Annotated in this window: 16 protein-coding genes; 7 read left to right on the forward strand and 9 right to left on the reverse strand. The window is 53.3% G+C overall.

Annotation, left to right across the window (positions count from 1 at the left end; genetic code table 11):
- Positions 1–26 precede the first annotated feature (26 nt).
- From GHC22_RS10135 to manX, 3 genes are read right to left on the reverse strand one after another with little or no spacing between them, the layout of a single operon-like run.
- Positions 27–878 (reverse strand): PTS mannose transporter subunit IID, encoded by an 852-nt coding sequence (locus GHC22_RS10135; RefSeq protein WP_003833769.1) that lies wholly within the window; start codon positions 876–878, stop codon positions 27–29.
- Positions 879–890: 12 nt separating this feature from the next.
- The gene (locus GHC22_RS10140; protein ID WP_003021004.1) at positions 891–1,691 is read right to left on the reverse strand and encodes a PTS mannose/fructose/sorbose transporter subunit IIC; all 801 of its coding nucleotides are present in this window, start codon (positions 1,689–1,691) and stop codon (positions 891–893) included.
- A 58-nt stretch (positions 1,692–1,749) separates the two neighbouring features.
- Positions 1,750–2,712, reverse strand: a complete 963-nt coding sequence (manX, locus tag GHC22_RS10145) for a PTS mannose transporter subunit IIAB (RefSeq protein WP_003833768.1) — start codon at positions 2,710–2,712, stop codon at positions 1,750–1,752.
- A gap of 459 nt (positions 2,713–3,171) precedes the next feature.
- Here manX and yoaE point away from each other — a divergent pair, with 459 nt between their 5' ends.
- Positions 3,172–4,731 (forward strand): CNNM family cation transport protein YoaE, encoded by a 1,560-nt coding sequence (gene yoaE / locus GHC22_RS10150; protein ID WP_008785026.1) that lies wholly within the window; start codon positions 3,172–3,174, stop codon positions 4,729–4,731.
- Positions 4,732–4,737: 6 nt separating this feature from the next.
- Here the strand turns inward: yoaE and GHC22_RS10155 are convergent, their stop codons facing one another.
- The 4 genes from GHC22_RS10155 to pabB all read right to left on the reverse strand — a co-directional run bounded on the left by GHC22_RS10155 (position 4,738) and on the right by pabB (position 9,961).
- Complete coding sequence (locus tag GHC22_RS10155) at positions 4,738–6,339, reverse strand: EAL domain-containing protein (protein ID WP_008785025.1); 1,602 nt, start codon at positions 6,337–6,339, stop codon at positions 4,738–4,740.
- A gap of 130 nt (positions 6,340–6,469) precedes the next feature.
- Positions 6,470–7,834: an L-serine ammonia-lyase gene (sdaA, locus tag GHC22_RS10160; protein ID WP_100272287.1), complete on the reverse strand. Its 1,365-nt coding sequence runs from the start codon at positions 7,832–7,834 to the stop codon at positions 6,470–6,472.
- Between the two features lie 183 nt (positions 7,835–8,017).
- Positions 8,018–8,596, reverse strand: coding sequence for a CoA pyrophosphatase (locus GHC22_RS10165; protein WP_153752844.1), 579 nt, complete (start codon positions 8,594–8,596; stop codon positions 8,018–8,020).
- Between the two features lie 3 nt (positions 8,597–8,599).
- The gene (gene pabB, locus GHC22_RS10170; protein ID WP_153752846.1) at positions 8,600–9,961 is read right to left on the reverse strand and encodes an aminodeoxychorismate synthase component 1; all 1,362 of its coding nucleotides are present in this window, start codon (positions 9,959–9,961) and stop codon (positions 8,600–8,602) included.
- 83 nt (positions 9,962–10,044) lie between these two features.
- Between pabB and GHC22_RS10175 the strand changes: the two genes are divergently transcribed.
- Positions 10,045–10,224: a YoaH family protein gene (locus tag GHC22_RS10175; protein ID WP_003020986.1), complete on the forward strand. Its 180-nt coding sequence runs from the start codon at positions 10,045–10,047 to the stop codon at positions 10,222–10,224.
- 6 nt (positions 10,225–10,230) lie between these two features.
- Here GHC22_RS10175 and GHC22_RS10180 read toward each other — a convergent pair whose 3' ends face one another.
- The gene (locus GHC22_RS10180) at positions 10,231–10,575 is read right to left on the reverse strand and encodes a RidA family protein (RefSeq protein ID WP_003020984.1); all 345 of its coding nucleotides are present in this window, start codon (positions 10,573–10,575) and stop codon (positions 10,231–10,233) included.
- A 141-nt stretch (positions 10,576–10,716) separates the two neighbouring features.
- Here GHC22_RS10180 and GHC22_RS10185 point away from each other — a divergent pair, with 141 nt between their 5' ends.
- From GHC22_RS10185 to rnd, 5 genes are all read left to right on the forward strand, one after another.
- Positions 10,717–12,627 carry an ATP-dependent DNA helicase gene (locus GHC22_RS10185; protein WP_003020980.1) on the forward strand — a complete coding sequence of 637 codons (1,911 nt, stop codon included), beginning with the start codon at positions 10,717–10,719 and terminating at the stop codon, positions 12,625–12,627.
- A gap of 58 nt (positions 12,628–12,685) precedes the next feature.
- On the forward strand, positions 12,686–13,381 hold the full coding sequence (tsaB, locus tag GHC22_RS10190; RefSeq protein WP_032943756.1) for a tRNA (adenosine(37)-N6)-threonylcarbamoyltransferase complex dimerization subunit type 1 TsaB: 696 nt from the start codon (positions 12,686–12,688) through the stop codon (positions 13,379–13,381).
- Between the two features lie 94 nt (positions 13,382–13,475).
- The gene (locus GHC22_RS10195; RefSeq protein WP_071446196.1) at positions 13,476–14,060 is read left to right on the forward strand and encodes a Slp family lipoprotein; all 585 of its coding nucleotides are present in this window, start codon (positions 13,476–13,478) and stop codon (positions 14,058–14,060) included.
- A gap of 204 nt (positions 14,061–14,264) precedes the next feature.
- On the forward strand, positions 14,265–15,950 hold the full coding sequence (fadD, locus tag GHC22_RS10200; protein WP_125362605.1) for a long-chain-fatty-acid--CoA ligase FadD: 1,686 nt from the start codon (positions 14,265–14,267) through the stop codon (positions 15,948–15,950).
- Between the two features lie 84 nt (positions 15,951–16,034).
- A complete protein-coding gene (gene rnd, locus GHC22_RS10205; RefSeq protein ID WP_003833751.1) occupies positions 16,035–17,150 on the forward strand; it encodes a ribonuclease D in 1,116 nt (371 codons plus the stop codon).
- A 49-nt stretch (positions 17,151–17,199) separates the two neighbouring features.
- Here rnd and GHC22_RS10210 read toward each other — a convergent pair whose 3' ends face one another.
- Positions 17,200–18,165, reverse strand: coding sequence for a PDR/VanB family oxidoreductase (locus GHC22_RS10210; RefSeq protein ID WP_153752848.1), 966 nt, complete (start codon positions 18,163–18,165; stop codon positions 17,200–17,202).
- Positions 18,166–18,178 lie beyond the last annotated feature (13 nt).

The following is an 18,178-nucleotide window of genomic DNA, read 5'->3' on the forward strand; positions in this document are numbered from 1 at the left end:
CAAGCCCCCGGTGATGTACAACAGTCTTACAGGCCGAGCAGTCCGACAGCGTAGCCCGCGATACCGATGACGAAGAAGCCAACGATGATCCACAGCGGGTTCACTTTCTTACGCAGCAGCCACATACAGGCGAATGTCAGCAGCAGAGGAACCAGACCCGGCATCAGCTGGTCAAGGATAGTCTGCACGGTGGTAACACGAGTCTGACCATCCTGACCGGTGATAGTGGAAACCACCAGCGGGATGTTTACGTGCGTCCACTTGTTAACCAATGCCCCCATGACAAACAGGCCGAGGATTGACGCCCCCTCGGTCAGTTTCTGCAGGAAGCCGCCGCCCATATCTTTAACGATATCGACACCTTTACGGTAGCCATATGCCACACCGTAATAACGGGTTGCCAGACGAACCAGGTTAAACAGGATGAAGAACAGCAGTGGCCCCAGCAGGCTGCCGCTCATCGCGATACCTGCGCCGAGTGCGGCGAAGACCGGACGTACTGTACCCCAGAAGATCGGGTCACCGACGCCTGCCAGCGGACCCATCAGACCAACTTTGATACCGTTGATGGCACCATCGTCAATCTCTGCGCCGTTTGCACGCTGTTCTTCCATTGCCAGCGTAACGCCCAGTACTGGAGCCGCTACGTACGGATGGGTGTTAAAGAATTCCAGGTGACGCTTAATCGCTTGCTTACGTGCATCGTTGTTTTCCGGGTACAAGCGGCGGATAGCCGGTACCATGGAGAAACAGAAACCCAGCGCCTGCATACGTTCGAAGTTCCATGAACCCTGAAACAGGTTAGAACGAATGAACACGCCACGAATGTCACTCGGAGTGAGTTTTTTCTCGGTGGTAGTTTTAGTCATATCAACCATTTCGCTCACCTGCTAGTCCAGTTCGTTATCGAGATCGTTATTGCCAGCCGCCGCAGCAGGTGCACCGGCTACGCGGTTATATTTCGGGCTCAGCTGAATGTAGAGGATGGCCATGACTGCGCCAATCACACCCAGAGCAACCAGGTTGAAGTTAGTAAATGCCGCGGTGACGAAGCCGAGGTAGAAGAATGGCATCAGATAGCCTGCGCGCATCATGTTGATGACCATCGCATAACCAACCACTACGATCATACCGCCTGCGATGTTCAGACCACCGGTTACGACTTCCGGAATGGCGTTAAGCATGCTCTGAACTTCACTGGTACCAACAGAAATCGCTACGATTACCGCCGGGATAGCGATACGCATAGCCTGCAGGAACAGCGAGGATACGTGCAGCCAGGAGAGCGCAGTCAGGTTACCGTTTTCGGCTGCCTTATCCGCTGCGTGCTGGAATGCTACGGTGATTGTACGAACGATAATGGTCAGTACCTGGCCTGCTGCTGCCAGTGGGATAGCCAGCGCGATACCGGCACCAATGCTTTGATGACCCGCGATAACCAGAACGGTAGAGATAATTGAGGCCAGTGCGGCATCTGGTGCAACCGCAGCACCGATGTTCATCCAGCCCAGGGCGATCATTTCCAGGGTACCACCGATGATAATACCGGTTTTCATATCCCCAAGAACGGCACCAATCAGCGTACAGGCCACCAACGGACGGTGGAACTGAAATTCATCGAGTACCGACTCCATACCCGCGATACATGCGACGATGAACACCAGCACAATCTGAAGAGTGGTAATCTCCATTGTACTTCTCCTATTGCTATACAGACTTAAGTGTGAAAACTAAGTAAATGCCAGGGAATTATTTCACCTTGGCAATCAAATCCATCATTTTCAGTTTCTGATCGGTAGAAACCTTACGGGCCTCAAGCTCAATACCGCGTTCGTTGAGTTTCTTGAAGGCTTCGATGTCTTTGTCATCGACAGAAATTGCGTTGTTTACCTGCGTTTTACCCTGACGGAAAGCCATACCGCCAATGTTCACGGAGGTAATTTTCACACCACCTTCAACGATACGTTCTACGTCGGTTGGGTTGGTGAACAACAGCATCACACGCTCACCTGCATATTTCGGGTTGTTGTAGACGCGGATCATTTTCGCGACATCAACCACATGCGCCGTCACACCCGGAGGTGCTACCTGAGTCAGCAGCGTTTTACGCACGGTATCGGCGGCAACTTCATCACTGACGACGATAATGCGCGTTACGTTGGTTTCTTTGGTCCAGCGAGTTGCCACCTGACCATGGATTAAGCGGTCATCAATACGCGCCAGGCCGATCTGCATATAATCGTTCGGACCCATTGGTTTCGCGGGGGTTGCTGCTTTAGGTGCCGCGACAGGGGCAGGAGCGGCTTTTTCCACCGGTTTTGCTTTCAGCGCTTTCACGCCTTCGCTACCGGTTTCAACGGCCAGTGCCACTAATTCATCAAAGCTTGGGTTGTCATCACGCGCCATGAAGGTCTCAACCAGCATGGGAATGTTCACACCGGCGATTACTTCGTAATGCTCTTTATCGACGACAATGCGGCTCGCAGCGTTAAACGGGCTGCCTCCCCATGTGTCAACGAGAAACAGCACGCCTTTACTGGTATCGAGTTTTGCCAACTGAGCGTTGTACTTTTCGATCAGCGTTTCAGCATTTTCGCCTGGAACGAAATCGATCCAGCCGACGTTTTCCTGCTCGCCTAACAGCATCTCTGCCGTCTTAAGTAACTGCTCTGCAGCCCAACCATGTGTGCCTATTACAATAGCAATGGTCACTTGCTACCTCCTTTATTATCGTTAACACATCAACGTGAAGATGTATTTGAATCGTCGTCCGCAATCGAATCGATTCAGATAAGGGTTACAAAGAAAAACCTATGATTTTCGTGAATTATTTTAGATATCGAAAAAAATATTTTATGTGATGAAGATCCGTAATTTAACTTCCGATAAAAAGAAATTTCGAAGGGTAAAATATCTCCGAAACAACTTATTGCAAAGGAAGGTAAATCTTTGCTAAAAACAGCTTCTCTCTGTTATGTTTAGCATCTGTTTAATTACTCAGGAGTATAGGGCAGTAGCCCACCATATGGATCGTCACCGACGTCATTTCACCTTCAGGCCGTATCAAGCCTGTCAGATTGGCACTTTTTGCCACAAATTTTCTCTGCATATCGCTTTAACGCCTGAGATCCTCAGCGCGCAGTTTGGTCATTCCTTAAGCAGGAGCTTGTCATGGAATTATTAATGGACCCGCAGATTTGGGTGGGTTTGCTCACGCTTGTCGTTCTCGAAATTGTTCTGGGTATTGATAACCTGGTCTTCATTGCGATCCTGGCTGATAAGCTGCCGCCGAAACAGCGTGATAAAGCGCGTTTAATCGGTTTGTCACTTGCACTGATTATGCGTCTGGGCTTGTTGTCCGTGATTTCGTGGATGGTGACGCTGACAAAGCCGCTGTTCACGGTAATGGACTATGCGTTCTCGGGGCGCGATTTGATTATGCTGCTGGGGGGTATCTTCCTCTTGTTCAAGGCTACGACAGAGCTGCATGAGCGGCTGGAAAACCGTGAACATGATACCGGGCAGACGAAAGGGTATGCGAGCTTTTGGGTTGTCGTAACGCAGATTGTCATCCTCGATGCGGTGTTCTCGCTGGATGCCGTGATTACGGCGGTCGGCATGGTCAACCATCTGCCAGTGATGATGGCGGCAGTAGTGATTGCCATGGCCGTGATGCTGCTGGCCTCTAAGCCGCTGACACGATTTGTGAACCAACACCCGACGGTGGTGGTGCTGTGTCTGAGCTTCCTGTTGATGATTGGTCTGAGCCTGGTTGCCGAAGGGTTTGGCTTCCATATTCCGAAAGGTTATCTGTATGCGGCGATTGGTTTCTCGATCATCATCGAGTTGTTTAACCAGATTGCCCGTCGTAACTTTATTCGCCACCAGTCGACGCTGCCGCTGCGTGCACGTACTGCCGATGCAATCCTGCGTCTGATGGGCGGTAAACGTCAGGCCAGCGTGCAGATGGAATCCGACAACCCGGTGCCGGTTCCTGTCCCGGAAGGCGCGTTTGTGGAAGAAGAACGCTATATGATCAATGGCGTCCTCTCCCTGGCCTCGCGTTCGTTACGCGGCATTATGACGCCACGTGGTGAAATCAGCTGGGTTGATGCCGACCTGAGCGTGGCAGAAATTCGCGAGCAGTTGCTCTCTTCACCTCACAGCCTATTCCCGGTGTGTCGTGGCGAACTGGATGAAATCATCGGTATCGTGCGTGCTAAAGAGCTGCTGGTGGCGCTGGAAGACGGTGTGGATGTGGCGGCGATTGCCTCTGCTTCTCCGGCTATTGTTGTTCCGGAGACGCTGGACCCGATCAATCTGTTAGGCGTACTGCGTCGTGCCCGCGGTAGCTTCGTTATCGTCACTAACGAGTTTGGCGTAGTACAGGGTCTGGTCACGCCGCTGGACGTATTAGAAGCCATTGCCGGTGAATTCCCGGATGCCGATGAAACACCTGAAATTATTGCTGATGCAGGTGGTTGGTTGGTCAAAGGCGGTACCGATCTGCATGCGTTGCAACAGGCGCTGGACGTGGATACGTTAGTGAATGAAGACGAAGATATCGCCACGGTGGCAGGTTTAGTCATTGCGGCTAACGGCCATATTCCACGCGTAGGTGATGTTATCGAGGTTGCACCGCTGAGCATTACGATTGTCGAAGCGAATGACTATCGTGTGGATTTAGTTCGCATTGTTAAAGAACAACCCGCTCACGACGAAGACGAGTAATCGGGTTTAGCGAAACGGCATGACGGGCATACTGTGTCGCCCGTTATGTCGGGTGGGCGGCGGCGTGCTGCCCGCCAGCCATTTTGGGAAATCACGCAGCGGCATTGGCTTTGCGTACAAAAAACCTTGCAACAAATGTACGCCGTGTCGGCGCAAATGCTGAGCCTGCGCCTGGGTTTCAACGCCTTCCGCCACCAGTTCTATATTCAATTTTTTCCCCAAAGCGATAATGATGTCTGTGACGGTTGAGTTCACGGCGTCTGTTCCTATTGCCGAAGTAAATGATTTATCGATCTTCAGCACATCCGGGCGGAGTTTTTCCAGCCAGGAGAGCGAGCTGTTACCGGTACCGAAATCATCAATCGCCAGTTTTACGCCAAGCCGATTTAATTCGCGTACGACCCGATAATCCACATCCAGTAACGCATCGCGTTCGGTCAGTTCGATAACCAACTGCTGGATTGGGTGCTGGCTGAACCAGTACTGATTAAGATCTTTTAGCAGCGTGCCGTTACGAAAATGGCTGGCGGCGACATTAATCCCAATATGAAACTGGCTGCTCATCGGGAAAACGTGTCTTTGCTGAATGGTTTCTGCGATGACATGACGGGTTAGCGGCACAATCAGGTTGTGCTCCTCAGCGATGGGAATAAACACTTCCGGAGAGATCCAACCCTGGCGTGGGTTATTCCAGCGTAAAAGAATCTCCACGCCCATGCATTGCTGGGTTTGCGCATTAAGCAGCGGCTGGCAAAATAGCTCGAATTCCCGAGCAGCAAGGGCCAGATTAATCTCCCAGGAAAAACTCATTCTGCTGGCGGTCGCCAGCCATGCCAGGTAACCCACTAATAAACTTAGGATCACCGCCAGCGGCAGCTGTGTTGGCAGATGTTTAATCGCCAGTTCACTGGGACCGGGGCCGGTGACGCTAATGGTAAACGGGAAATGTTGAGATGACAGCTGGTAGCGTTTTTCATCATTTAGCTTAGGCAGAGTATCGACCACACCTTGATCATACAGTAGATGCCGATTACCAACGGTTAAGCTGGCATCGGTGATCTGCGGCGGCTGGGGTTCAAGCAACATAGACGACAATAAATCAATATTGACGATTTCCAGCACGCCATCTTCACCATCGGCAGAGGACGGGTACCATTGCGTCAGAATCGGGCTGCCTTTTATCAGCGAATGGTCAGTAGACAGCAGCAGTTGCGGTTCCCTGCTGGGTAATTCGGGCTGTAGTTGACGAATGGGGACATTGCGATACCCAAAAATGCTGGAGCAATAGAGGATCCCGCTTTGAATCAGATTAATAGAACGCACCGTTTGCAGTCTTGCGGCATGTTTGCTTAACGGTAAACGTGCCACTGAGCAGGGGAGGCCAATTAACGGCAGCAATACATCACGTCCGGTCTGCAAGGGTAAAAGTACGTCATCCAGTTCTTCTACAGCATGGTTGGCAAAGGTGACGATATTTCGGTGATTTAAATTACGCTCCGAAATAAATCGAACAGTTAATGTGAGGATGAGCGTCAGTAGTGCACATACTGTGCAGACGATTAAGCGATTCCGGCGATAATTTTTAATGATCCGTTGTGCTGTTTGCATGCGGGCCGCCCGATAAGCCGTTGGTCACAGAAGCCAACAGCAACAGAGCAAGTGTAGTGGGGAAAATTACAGTAGACGAGGGAGAGGGGGCAAATTCGCCCATCCGTCGCAGATGGGCGAAAATTAAGTATTAGTCACATTGAACTTTGATTGCCAGGCCACCGCGTGACGTTTCGCGGTATTTGGCGTTCATGTCTTTACCTGTTTCGTACATGGTCTCAATGACTTTATCCAGCGAGACGCGCGGCGCGCTGGTACGGCGCATTGCCATACGCGCAGCGTTGATCGCCTTCACTGAAGCAATGGCGTTACGCTCAATGCACGGAACCTGTACCTGACCGGCAACCGGATCGCAGGTTAAGCCGAGGTTATGTTCCATGCCGATTTCGGCAGCAACACACACCTGCTCAGGGCTCGCGCCCAACAGTTCAGCCAGACCAGCGGCAGCCATGGAGCAGGCTACGCCCACTTCACCCTGACAACCTACTTCTGCACCAGAGATTGAGGCGTTCATTTTGTACAACGCGCCAATTGCACCGGCCGCCAGGAAATAGCGGGTATAGATATCCGGGCTGACGGACTCGATGAAATGATCGTAATAGGCCAGTACCGCAGGCACGATACCGCAGGCACCGTTGGTTGGCGCTGTCACTACGCGACCGCCCGCGGCGTTTTCTTCGTTAACGGCCAGGGCGAACATGTTCACCCAGTCGATCACGTTCATCGGATCGTTGGACAGCTTATCGCTGGAAACCAGCATACGACGCAGAGCTGAAGCACGACGAGGAACGCGCAGCGGACCCGGCAACACACCTTCGGTGTTCATGCCACGATCGATACAGGCCTGCATGGTTTGCCAGACGTGGCCAAAGTACTCTTCAATCTCTTTTTTGCTGTGCAGAGCAAGTTCGTTCTGCATCGCCATGCCAGAGAGAGACAGGCCGGTGCTGTTGCAGTACTCCAGCATTTCAGTCGCGGATTTGAACGGATAAGGCACGCTGACCTCGCCCGCGGCATCCTGACCAAAATGTTCTTCATCAACGATGAATCCACCGCCGATTGAGTAGTAGGTTTTGCTATAAATGACGGTTTCGCCATTGTACGCATGGATCTGCATTCCGTTTTCATGCAGCGGCAGGTTGCCGTTGTGAAAACGCATCCCGTCATTCTGCGGGAAATCCACTTCGTGCTGACCTTGCGCAAGCAGCAGGCGTCCACGCATTTCTACGTCGCGGATAAATCCGGGGATGCTATCAATATCCACGGTAGCAGGCTCATTGCCCGCCAGACCCATAATAATGGCGATATCGGTGTGGTGACCTTTACCCGTGAGCGACAGTGAACCATACACGTCGACGGCGACACGAGTAACGCTGTCCAGTAATCCTTTTTCGACCAGGTCATCGACGAACTGTTTACCCGCCTTCATAGGCCCTACGGTATGGGAAGATGAGGGACCAATCCCCACCTTAAACATGTCGAATAGACTAATCACGATAATACTCCTACAGGGCGACTGGGCTTTCCAGTAACGATGTTATAACTGCGCATAGTGTAAGAGGGAACGCGGCGATCGGCTTAACTATTCACATGAATTAAACTAATAGATAACCGCGGTTTTACTAATGTTGTGACCTGAGTTTCAAGTTGTCTATGGCGCGCGTAAAGATAAGTATAGTCAGGGCTTGACGCCAATTTGCAGCGCCAGCTCACGAATTATTCCGGCAGTCATTCCCCAGACGAAATATTGCTCATACCAGGAAAGCCATACGCGATGTGAATCGCCACGACGGTAAATATCCAACGGGAGGTAACGACCTAAATGCAGGGCCTGGGCCAGCGGCATTTCGAACACTGCTGAGACTTCATCTTCACTGGCGCGATACGGCAGATTAGGCGGGATAATGCCTACCACTGGGGTGACCTGGAAACCGGTCACGCTGTCGACCGGCGGCAGAACGCCGATCACTTCTACGCATGAAGGTGGGATCGCCACCTCCTCCTGTGCCTCGCGAAGGGCGGCGGCAATTAACGAGGCATCACTGCTATCCACCGCCCCACCGGGGAAGGCGACCTGTCCGGCGTGCTTGCGCAGGTGAACGGAACGCTGGGTTAACAACAATCCCGGCTGTGGACGACGCACGACGGGGATCAGTACGGCGGCCTGGCGCTGGTTTAACGCGGCATGATTGACCTGCGGGCGCAGGAGTTGAAAGCGCGATAAAAAATCATCAAGCGTCAGGCTGCTGTATTCCACGTCTCAGTTCTCCAGTTGGTGCAAAATACGATTCACTTTATCAAATGTTTCCTGATATTCAGCGTCTTCCTGACTGTCCGCCACTATGCCGCCGCCAGCGGAACAATAAATTTGTCCGTTTGTGGCTGTCAGCGTGCGAATGGTGATGCTGGTATCCATATTGCCGCAGAAACTCAGATAACCGATGCTGCCACACCAGGCATTACGTCTTTGTGGCTCCAGTTCGTCAATAATTTCCATCGCCCGCACTTTCGGCGCACCGGTAATAGAGCCGCCGGGGAAGGCTGCGCGTAGCAGATCGGTGGCGTGTAATGACTCTGGCAGACGTGCGGTAATGGTGCTGACCAAATGATGAACGGCAGGGAACGGTTCGACGACAAACAGCTCCGGAACCTGTACCGAACCCGGTACGGCAACGCGGCCAATATCATTACGCATCAAATCGACGATCATCAGGTTCTCCGCACGATCCTTCGGCGAATTCGCCAGCCGCCGGGCCTGCTCACGATCGGCATCGGCATCTTCAAGCCTGGGCAACGTACCTTTAATAGGACGCGTCTGGATATGCTGGTTCTTCAGCAGAATAAAACGTTCCGGCGAAAGACTGAGGATAACGCCTTCCTCAAGACGAATAAACGCGCTGAACGGGGCGCGGTTAGCGTGATTGAGTTTGACAAATGCCTGCCACTCATCCCCCTCGTAATGCGCCTGAAAACGCTGCGCGAGGTTGACCTGGTAACAATCGCCGCTGTGCAGATAGCCCTGCACCTGGCGGAATTTTTCGCCGTACCGGGCGCGGCTCATATTGGACTGCCACGCCGAGGTCAATATAAACGGCTCACGCGTTGGCGGTTGTTGCGCGTCGAGCCATTTCAGGCGAGCCTCGACATCGGTATGGCTGAGCAGCGATACGGTCTGCAACTGGTGGTCAACAATCAACGCCCAGTCGTAAATGCCAACGGCCATATCCGGTAGCGTAATATCGCGCTCAGCAATAGTGGGCAGAGATTCAAAGCGTCGGCCAAGGTCGTAGCCAAACAGACCTAACGCGCCGCCCTGAAACGGCAGATCCGGGTGATACTCGGGGTGAATCTTGTGTGCAGCTAGCGCGGAATGTAATACCGTCATTGGATCATCAAGCGAGCGCGTGATTGCGTGCCCGTCCTGCACTATGGTCTCTTCAGCACGTGTAACCAACGTGGTGACGGGATCCGCCACCAGAATATCAAAGCGGTTATGCGGATGGTCGGCTTGACCTGAATGCAGCAGCATCGCCCAGGGCAGATGGCTTAATGTCGAAAAATAGCGTTCAGCGGCGTCCTGACGCCAGGGTAATGTGATTACTGCGGGAGATAACGTCTTCATTAGTCCTGACTCGTTGCTACTCTACTGGCTAACTGCCCGGTAGCATGAAATAATTAGCGCAGACAATTTAGCAGGAGTTAACAATGTTTGCAGGTTTACCTTCACTCAGTCATGAGCAGCAGCAAAAAGCGGTAGAGCGTATTCAGGAGCTGATGTCGCAGGGGATGAGCAGCGGACAAGCCATTGCTCTGGTTGCTGAAGAGTTACGCGCCAGTCATACCGGCGAGCGGATCGTGGCGCGTTTTGAAGATGAAGACGAATAACGCCGATTAAACTGCAGCGATTATCTTAATCTCAACTTTGTATTTCGGGTTCATCAATCCGGCCTGAACGGTACAACGTACCGGCGCGTGGCCAGCAACGACCCACGCGTCCCAGGCTTTGTTCATGGCGGCAAAATCGTTTTTGTCTGCCAAAAACAGGGTGGCATCAAGAATACGTGACTTGTTACTGCCTTGTTTTTCCAGCACCGCATCAATTTGCGCCAGCGTATTTGCCGTCTGCTCAAAGGCGTCTGCATCCAGATTTTCCGGCACGCCGGTGTAATACAGCGTGTTGTTGTGGATTACCACGTCGGACCAACGCGCTTCGGCATCAATGCGCACAATCGTCATAAATCATTCCTCGTTTACGTTTTTTCATAATAGCTTTGGGTTGCGCCAAGACTGCCACAATGTTGTGCCCACGTCACCTCTTCAACTGGCGAAAGACCCGCTGGCCTGACATAATCCCTGTTCAAATGAACAGGGGGCAGTGTGACGGACGATTTTGCAGCAGACGGTCAGTTGGCTAAAGCGATACCGGGTTTTAAACCGCGAGAACCACAGCGGCAGATGGCCATCGCCGTCAGTCATGCCATCGAAAAATCACAACCGCTGGTGGTAGAAGCCGGAACCGGAACGGGTAAAACCTACGCTTATCTTGCTCCAGCGCTGCGTGCCGGAAAGAAGGTCATTGTCTCCACGGGCTCGAAGGCGTTGCAGGATCAGCTATACAGCCGCGACCTCCCGACTGTCGCTAAAGCACTGAAGTTCACCGGTAAACTGGCGCTGCTGAAAGGGCGTTCAAACTATCTGTGCCTCGAACGTCTCGAACAGCAGGCGCTGGCGGGTGGCGACTTGCCGGTACAAACGTTAAGCGACGTCATTCTGCTGCGCTCCTGGTCAAATCAAACCCTTGATGGGGACATCAGCACCTGCGTCAGCGTGGCGGAAGACTCGCAGGCCTGGCCGCTGGTGACCAGCACTAATGACAACTGTCTGGGCAGCGACTGCCCGCTGTATAAAGAGTGTTTTGTCGTTAAAGCGCGTAAAAAAGCGATGGATGCGGATGTTGTCGTGGTTAACCATCATCTGTTTCTCGCCGATATGGTGGTAAAAGAGAGCGGGTTTGGCGAACTGATCCCGGAAGCTGATGTGATGATCTTCGATGAAGCGCATCAGTTACCGGATATCGCCAGCCAGTACTTTGGTCAATCACTCTCCAGTCGCCAGCTGTTAGACCTGGCGAAAGACATCACCATTGCCTATCGCACCGAGCTGAAAGACACTCAGCAGCTGCAAAAGTGCGCCGATCGCCTTGCACAAAGCGCTCAGGACTTCCGCTTGCAGCTTGGTGAGCCGGGCTATCGCGGAAACCTGCGGGAACTGCTGGCCGACCAGCGCGTACAGCGCGCGTTTTTGCTGCTCGATGACACGCTGGAGCTGTGTTATGACGTGGCGAAGCTGTCTCTTGGGCGTTCGGCATTGCTGGATGCCGCGTTTGAGCGCGCCACGCTTTATCGTGCGCGTCTGAAGCGCCTGAAAGAGATCAACCAGCCAGGCTTCAGCTACTGGTATGAATGCACCTCCCGCCATTTCACCCTCGCGCTGACGCCGCTTACGGTGGCGGATAAATTCAAAGAAGTGATGGAACAAAAGCCGGGCTGCTGGATTTTTACTTCCGCGACGCTGTCGGTAAACGATGACCTTCATCATTTCACTGCACGACTGGGTATTGAAGATGCCGAGTCGATGCTGCTGCCAAGCCCATTTGATTACACGCGCCAGGCGCTGCTGTGCGTGCCGCGTAATCTCCCGCAAACCAATCAGCCGGGGGCTGCACGCCAGTTAGCATCCATGCTGCGACCTATTATCGAGGCGAACAACGGTCGCTGTTTTATGCTGTGCACTTCGCACGCGATGATGCGCGATCTGGCGGAACAATTCCGCGCTACTATGACACTTCCCGTACTGCTGCAGGGCGAAACCAGCAAAGGACAACTGCTACAGCAGTTTGTCAGCGCAGGTAATGCGCTACTGGTTGCCACCAGCAGTTTCTGGGAAGGCGTGGACGTGCGCGGCGATACGCTGTCGCTGGTGATAATCGATAAACTGCCGTTTACCTCGCCGGACGACCCGTTGTTAAAAGCCCGAATGGAGGATTGTCGACTGCGCGGCGGCGATCCGTTTGAAGACGTCCAGTTGCCGGATGCGGTAATCACTCTGAAGCAGGGTGTAGGGCGTCTGATACGTGATGCTGACGATCGCGGCGTGCTGGTGATTTGCGACAATCGTCTGGTTATGCGGCCATACGGCGCCACCTTCCTGGCGAGTCTTCCTCCTGCGCCGCGGACGCGTGACATCGCTCGCGCGGTTCGCTTTCTTGCCATACCAACGACTGAGTAATTTGTTACGGAGTGTGGTAAGATGCGCGCCAAATTTATTGATCTGATCACAAACACCCATGCGAATTCTGGCTATCGATACCGCCACAGAGGCGTGCTCTGTTGCCCTGTGGAATGACGGTACTATCAAGGCTCACTTTGAGCTTTGCCCACGAGAACACACCCAACGAATTTTACCGATGGTTCAGGAAATCCTGGCCGCTGGCGATCTCACGTTAACCGATATCGACGCACTGGCGTTTGGTCGCGGTCCCGGCAGTTTCACCGGCGTGCGTATCGGTATTGGCATTGCTCAGGGGCTGGCGTTAGGCGCAAACTTACCGATGATCGGCGTCTCCACCCTGGCGACCATGGCGCAGGGCGCCTGGCGTAAGTCGGGCGCGACTCGCGTGCTGGCGGCGATTGACGCGCGAATGGGCGAAGTCTACTGGGCCGAATACCAGCGTGATGACAACGGTAACTGGCACGGTGAAGAAACCGAAGCGGTGTTAACCCCCGAGCAGGTACATGAGCGTTTATTGCAGCTGTCTGGCGACTGGGTGACGGTCGGGACGGGCTGGCCGGCATGGCCTGAGCTTGGTAAAGACAGCGGGCTGACGCTCAGCGATGGTGACGTGCTGCTTCCAGCGGCTGAAGACATGCTGCCCGTCGCCACGCAAATGCTGGCTGCGGGTGAGACCGTAGCGGTCGAACACGCTGAACCGGTTTATTTACGTAACACCGTGGCGTGGAAGAAACTTCCCGGTAAAGAATGAATCTTAGTAGTAGAACCCCGGCTAAGACGTACAGTCGTCAGTGCACAGCATTGTGAACAGGCCGGGGCAGAAGCTAAGAAAAGGGAGTCACAATATGGCGGTGCAAAAGCAGTTATTGAAAGGTGTGTTGGCGGGGGCCTTAGCGTTAATGCTTAGCGGCTGCGTCACCATCCCGGATGCGATTAAAGGTTCGAGCCCGATGCCGCAGCAGGATCTGGTGCGGGTGATGAATGCGCCGCAGCTGTATGTCGGACAGGAAGCGCGTTTCGGCGGCAAAGTGGTGGATATTCAGAACCAGCAGGGAAAATCCCGTCTGGAAATTGCCACCGTTCCGCTCGATAGCGGTGCACGCCCCGTGCTGGGTGAAGCCTCTCGTGGGCGGATATATGCTGATGTAAATGGCTTCCTTGACCCGGTGGACTTTCGCGGGCAACTGGTCACCGTCGTCGGCCCGATAAGCGGTACAGTGGACGGAAATATCGGTAATACGCCGTATAAATTCATGCTGATGCAGGTAACTGGTTATAAACGCTGGCATATTACTCAGCAGATTGTCATGCCGCCTCAGCCTATCGACCCCTGGTTCTACGGTGCGCGTGGCTGGCCTTACGGTGGCTACGGCGGATGGGGCTGGTACAATCCCGGCCCGGCACAGGTTCAGACCATAGTAACAGAGTAACTCTTTGTTTTATTGGTAAAAGAAACAGCGGCTCGTCCGCTGTTTCTGCATTAACGTGGATATAAGAAAAATAAATAGTGACGTGCTTCGCAACCTTGTCGTTGTGTAATAAACAAACTGGTACGCTGAGTTAATATTATGTTAACAGTTTGTTTATTGCCTGGGGTTGTGATGACGACGAATACGCATTTTAGAGGTGATGTATTGAAAAAGGTTTGGCTTAACCGTTATCCCGCTGGTGTTCCTGCGGAGATCAATCCTGACCGTTATCAATCCCTGGTGGAACTCTTTGAACACTCAGTAAGACGGTATGCCGATCAGCCCGCGTTTGTAAACATGGGGGAGGTGATGACCTTCCGCAAGCTTGAAGAGCGTAGCCGTGCGTTTGCCGCATATTTGCAACAGGGGCTCGGGCTGAAAAAGGGCGATCGCGTCGCGCTGATGATGCCGAATCTGCTGCAATATCCGGTCGCACTGTTTGGGATTTTACGTGCCGGCATGATCGTCGTGAACGTGAACCCGTTGTATACGCCTCGCGAGCTGGAACATCAGCTCAACGATAGCGGCGCGTCGGCGATTGTCATCGTATCTAACTTTGCCCATACGCTGGAAAAAGTGGTCGACAAAACGTCGGTGCAACACGTGATCCTGACGCGTATGGGCGATCAGCTGTCGACCGCCAAAGGAACGCTGGTTAACTTTGTCGTGAAGTACATCAAGCGCCTGGTGCCGAAGTATCACCTGCCGGATGCCATCTCGTTTCGCAGTGCGCTGCAAAACGGCTATCGCATGCAGTATGTGAAGCCCGAAGTGGTGTCGGAAGATCTGGCGTTCCTGCAATATACCGGCGGGACAACCGGCGTGGCGAAAGGCGCAATGCTTACACACCGCAACATGCTGGCTAACCTTGAGCAGGTTAACGCCACCTACGGCCCGTTGCTGCATCCGGGCAAAGAACTGGTGGTAACGGCTCTACCGCTGTATCACATTTTTGCGCTGACGATGAACTGCCTGCTGTTTATTGAGCTGGGTGGTCAAAACCTGCTGATTACTAACCCGCGTGATATCCCAGGACTGGTCAAAGAACTGGCGAAGTATCCGTTTACCGCGATGACCGGCGTCAATACGCTGTTTAACGCGCTGCTGAATAACAAAGAGTTCCAGCAACTGGACTTCTCGTCACTGCATCTCTCGGCAGGTGGCGGAATGCCGGTTCAACAAGCGGTAGCTGAGCGCTGGGTGAAGCTGACGGGGCAGTATCTTCTGGAAGGTTATGGCCTGACGGAGTGCGCGCCGCTGGTGAGTGTTAACCCTCACGATATTGACTACCACAGCGGAAGTATCGGTTTACCGGTTCCTTCCACTGAGGTCAAGCTGGTGGACGACGACGACAACGAAGTGCCGCCGGGAGAACCGGGTGAGCTGTGTGTGAAAGGTCCACAGGTGATGCTGGGCTACTGGCAGCGACCAGACGCCACTGACGAAATCATCAAAGACGGCTGGCTGCACACCGGCGATATTGCGGTGATGGATGATGAAGGCTTCCTGCGTATTGTCGATCGTAAGAAGGACATGATCCTGGTGTCCGGCTTTAACGTCTACCCTAATGAAATTGAAGACGTGGTTATGCAACACCCTGGCGTGCAGGAAGTGGCTGCGGTTGGGGTTCCGTCCGGCAGCAGCGGTGAAGCGGTGAAAATTTTCGTGGTGAAGAAAGATGCCTCGTTAACCGATGACGCGCTGGTCACTTTCTGTCGTCGTCACCTGACGGGCTATAAAGTACCAAAGCTGGTGGAGTTTCGCGATGAGTTGCCGAAATCTAACGTTGGTAAAATTTTGCGACGAGAATTACGTGACGAAGCGCGTGCCAAAGTGGACAATAAAGGCTGAGCGTTAAGTCAGCCAGTAGAAAACGCCGGGAAATCCGGCGTTTTTTTTGGCGCAAACCTAAGAGAGCACGATTTGAATTATCAAATGATCACCACGGACGACGCGTTGGCCACGCTGTGCGAAGCCGTCCGTGAATTTCCGGCGATAGCCCTGGATACAGAATTTGTTCGCACGCGTACCTATTATCCGCAGTTGGGGCTGATCCAGCTGTTTGATGGCAAACACGTTGCTCTGATTGATCCGCAGGGGATCACCGACTGGTCGCCGCTGCGCGATATTCTGCGTGATACTGCCATCACCAAATTCCTGCATGCAGGTAGCGAAGATCTGGAAGTGTTTCTCAACGCTTTTGGCGAACTGCCGCAGCCGTTGATTGATACACAAATTCTGGCTGCTTTTTGCGGTCGTCCGCTGTCGTGGGGGTTTGCCGCGATGGTGGAAGAGTTTACGGGGGTGGCGCTGGACAAAAGCGAATCCCGCACCGACTGGCTGGCCAGACCGCTGACCGAGCGTCAGTGTGAGTACGCGGCGGCTGATGTTTGGTATCTATTACCGATCACCACAAAACTGATGGTCGAAACTGAAGCCAGCGGCTGGCTGCCAGCCGCACTGGACGAATGTCGCTTAATGCAGCAGCGTCGCCAGGAAGTTCTGGCGCCTGAAGACGCATGGCGCGATATCACTAACGCCTGGCAGCTGCGTACCCGTCAGTTGGCCTGCTTGCAACTGCTTGCCGACTGGCGACTGCGTAAAGCACGTGAGCGCGATCTGGCAGTGAACTTTGTGGTGCGTGAAGAACACCTGTGGTCGGTCGCTCGTTATATGCCAGGGAGTCTGGGTGAACTGGACAGCCTCGGCCTTTCCGGTAGTGAAATTCGCTTCCACGGCAAAACGCTGATTTCTCTGGTAGAAAAAGCGCAGGCTTTACCGGAAGAATCACTGCCACAGCCGCTGCTGAATTTGATGGATATGCCTGGATACCGCAAAGCGTTTAAAGCCATTAAGGCGCTGGTTGCCGAGGTGAGTACTGAGCATAATCTTAGCGTCGAACTGCTGGCTTCACGCCGTCAAATCAACCAGCTACTCAACTGGCACTGGAAATTAAAGCCGCAGCAGACCCTGCCGGAGTTGGTTTCCGGTTGGCGTGGCGAACTGATGTCCGATCGTCTCAACGCGCTGCTGCAGGAATATCCGCAGTAAGTCACCAGGCTCGCCGGGTTGCGTCATTGCTAACCCGGCCTGCGCAACGCTACAAATCAAGCACCAGGCGCTTACCTTTGGCGCGTGAGCAGCAAATAAGCATGCTTTGCTGGCTGACTTTTTCGTCGTCGCTGAAATACTGATCGCGGTGATCCGCTTCCCCTTCAAGAATCGTCGTTTCACAGGTGCCGCAAACACCTTCCCGGCACAGGCACTCAACGCGCGCGGCTTTGTTATTTTCGATAACCTGCAAAATGGTCATCTCTTCCGGGACCACAAACTCGCGTCCGGAACGCGCCAGAATCAGGGTAAAGGCATCACCGCTTTTATCTTCCAGCGCAAATTGTTCGAAATGTAGCGTATTGCTGTCCAGTCTATGGAGGGAAGCCGCTTCTCTGACGGCATCGTTGAGCACTGCTGGACCGCAGGTGTAAATATGTGTTCCGGGTTCGACATCGGCCAGCAGGCGAGATAAATCAAGGCGGGTCCCTGCGCTTGACAGATGCAGATGAATACGATCGACGCTGGGGTGTTGCAGGAGTTCGTCATAAAACGCGCAGTTGTCCTGACTGGGAGAGCAATAATGCAGTTGCCATTGCGCCTTAGAGTGTTCCAGTTCCGGGATATGCGATAAAAACGGTGTGATGCCGATACCTCCAGCAATCAACAGATGTTGTTGTGCCTGAGGAGCGAGGGCGAACAGATTGTTTGGTGTGGAGATCGTGAGCGTGTCGCCGGGTTTCACGTTTTGATGCAGATATCGTGAGCCGCCTTTGGATGCTTCCTCCAGTCGTACGGCGATTTGCCAGGCGCTCGTATCAAAGGGTGAACTCATCAGCGAGTAAGCATTGCTGTACAGATTCTCGCCATCGCGCATCTGCACGATAATATGGCTGCCACCCTGAAACGCGGGCAACGGCTCGCCTGATGTCGCCGTTAAGGTAAAGCGTTTTACCTGCGCGGTAATCGTCTCAATCCGGCTGACCCGGACTTCTTGCATTTGATAATCAGACATTGCGGCACTCCCT

The organism is Citrobacter sp. H12-3-2, from assembly GCF_009649895.1.
Taxonomy (GTDB): Bacteria; Pseudomonadota; Gammaproteobacteria; order Enterobacterales; family Enterobacteriaceae; genus Citrobacter; species Citrobacter portucalensis.

Coding starts and splice junctions, on each gene's coding strand:
- GHC22_RS10135 (WP_003833769.1), bottom strand. CDS start 878: ATGGTTGATATGACTAAAACTACCACCGAGAAAAAACTCACTCCGAGT.
- GHC22_RS10140 (WP_003021004.1), bottom strand. CDS start 1,691: ATGGAGATTACCACTCTTCAGATTGTGCTGGTGTTCATCGTCGCATGT.
- yoaE (WP_008785026.1), top strand. CDS start 3,172: ATGGAATTATTAATGGACCCGCAGATTTGGGTGGGTTTGCTCACGCTT.
- GHC22_RS10155 (WP_008785025.1), bottom strand. CDS start 6,339: ATGCAAACAGCACAACGGATCATTAAAAATTATCGCCGGAATCGCTTA.
- pabB (WP_153752846.1), bottom strand. CDS start 9,961: ATGAAGACGTTATCTCCCGCAGTAATCACATTACCCTGGCGTCAGGAC.
- GHC22_RS10175 (WP_003020986.1), top strand. CDS start 10,045: ATGTTTGCAGGTTTACCTTCACTCAGTCATGAGCAGCAGCAAAAAGCG.
- GHC22_RS10180 (WP_003020984.1), bottom strand. CDS start 10,575: ATGACGATTGTGCGCATTGATGCCGAAGCGCGTTGGTCCGACGTGGTA.
- tsaB (WP_032943756.1), top strand. CDS start 12,686: ATGCGAATTCTGGCTATCGATACCGCCACAGAGGCGTGCTCTGTTGCC.
- GHC22_RS10195 (WP_071446196.1), top strand. CDS start 13,476: ATGGCGGTGCAAAAGCAGTTATTGAAAGGTGTGTTGGCGGGGGCCTTA.
- rnd (WP_003833751.1), top strand. CDS start 16,035: ATGATCACCACGGACGACGCGTTGGCCACGCTGTGCGAAGCCGTCCGT.
- GHC22_RS10210 (WP_153752848.1), bottom strand. CDS start 18,165: ATGTCTGATTATCAAATGCAAGAAGTCCGGGTCAGCCGGATTGAGACG.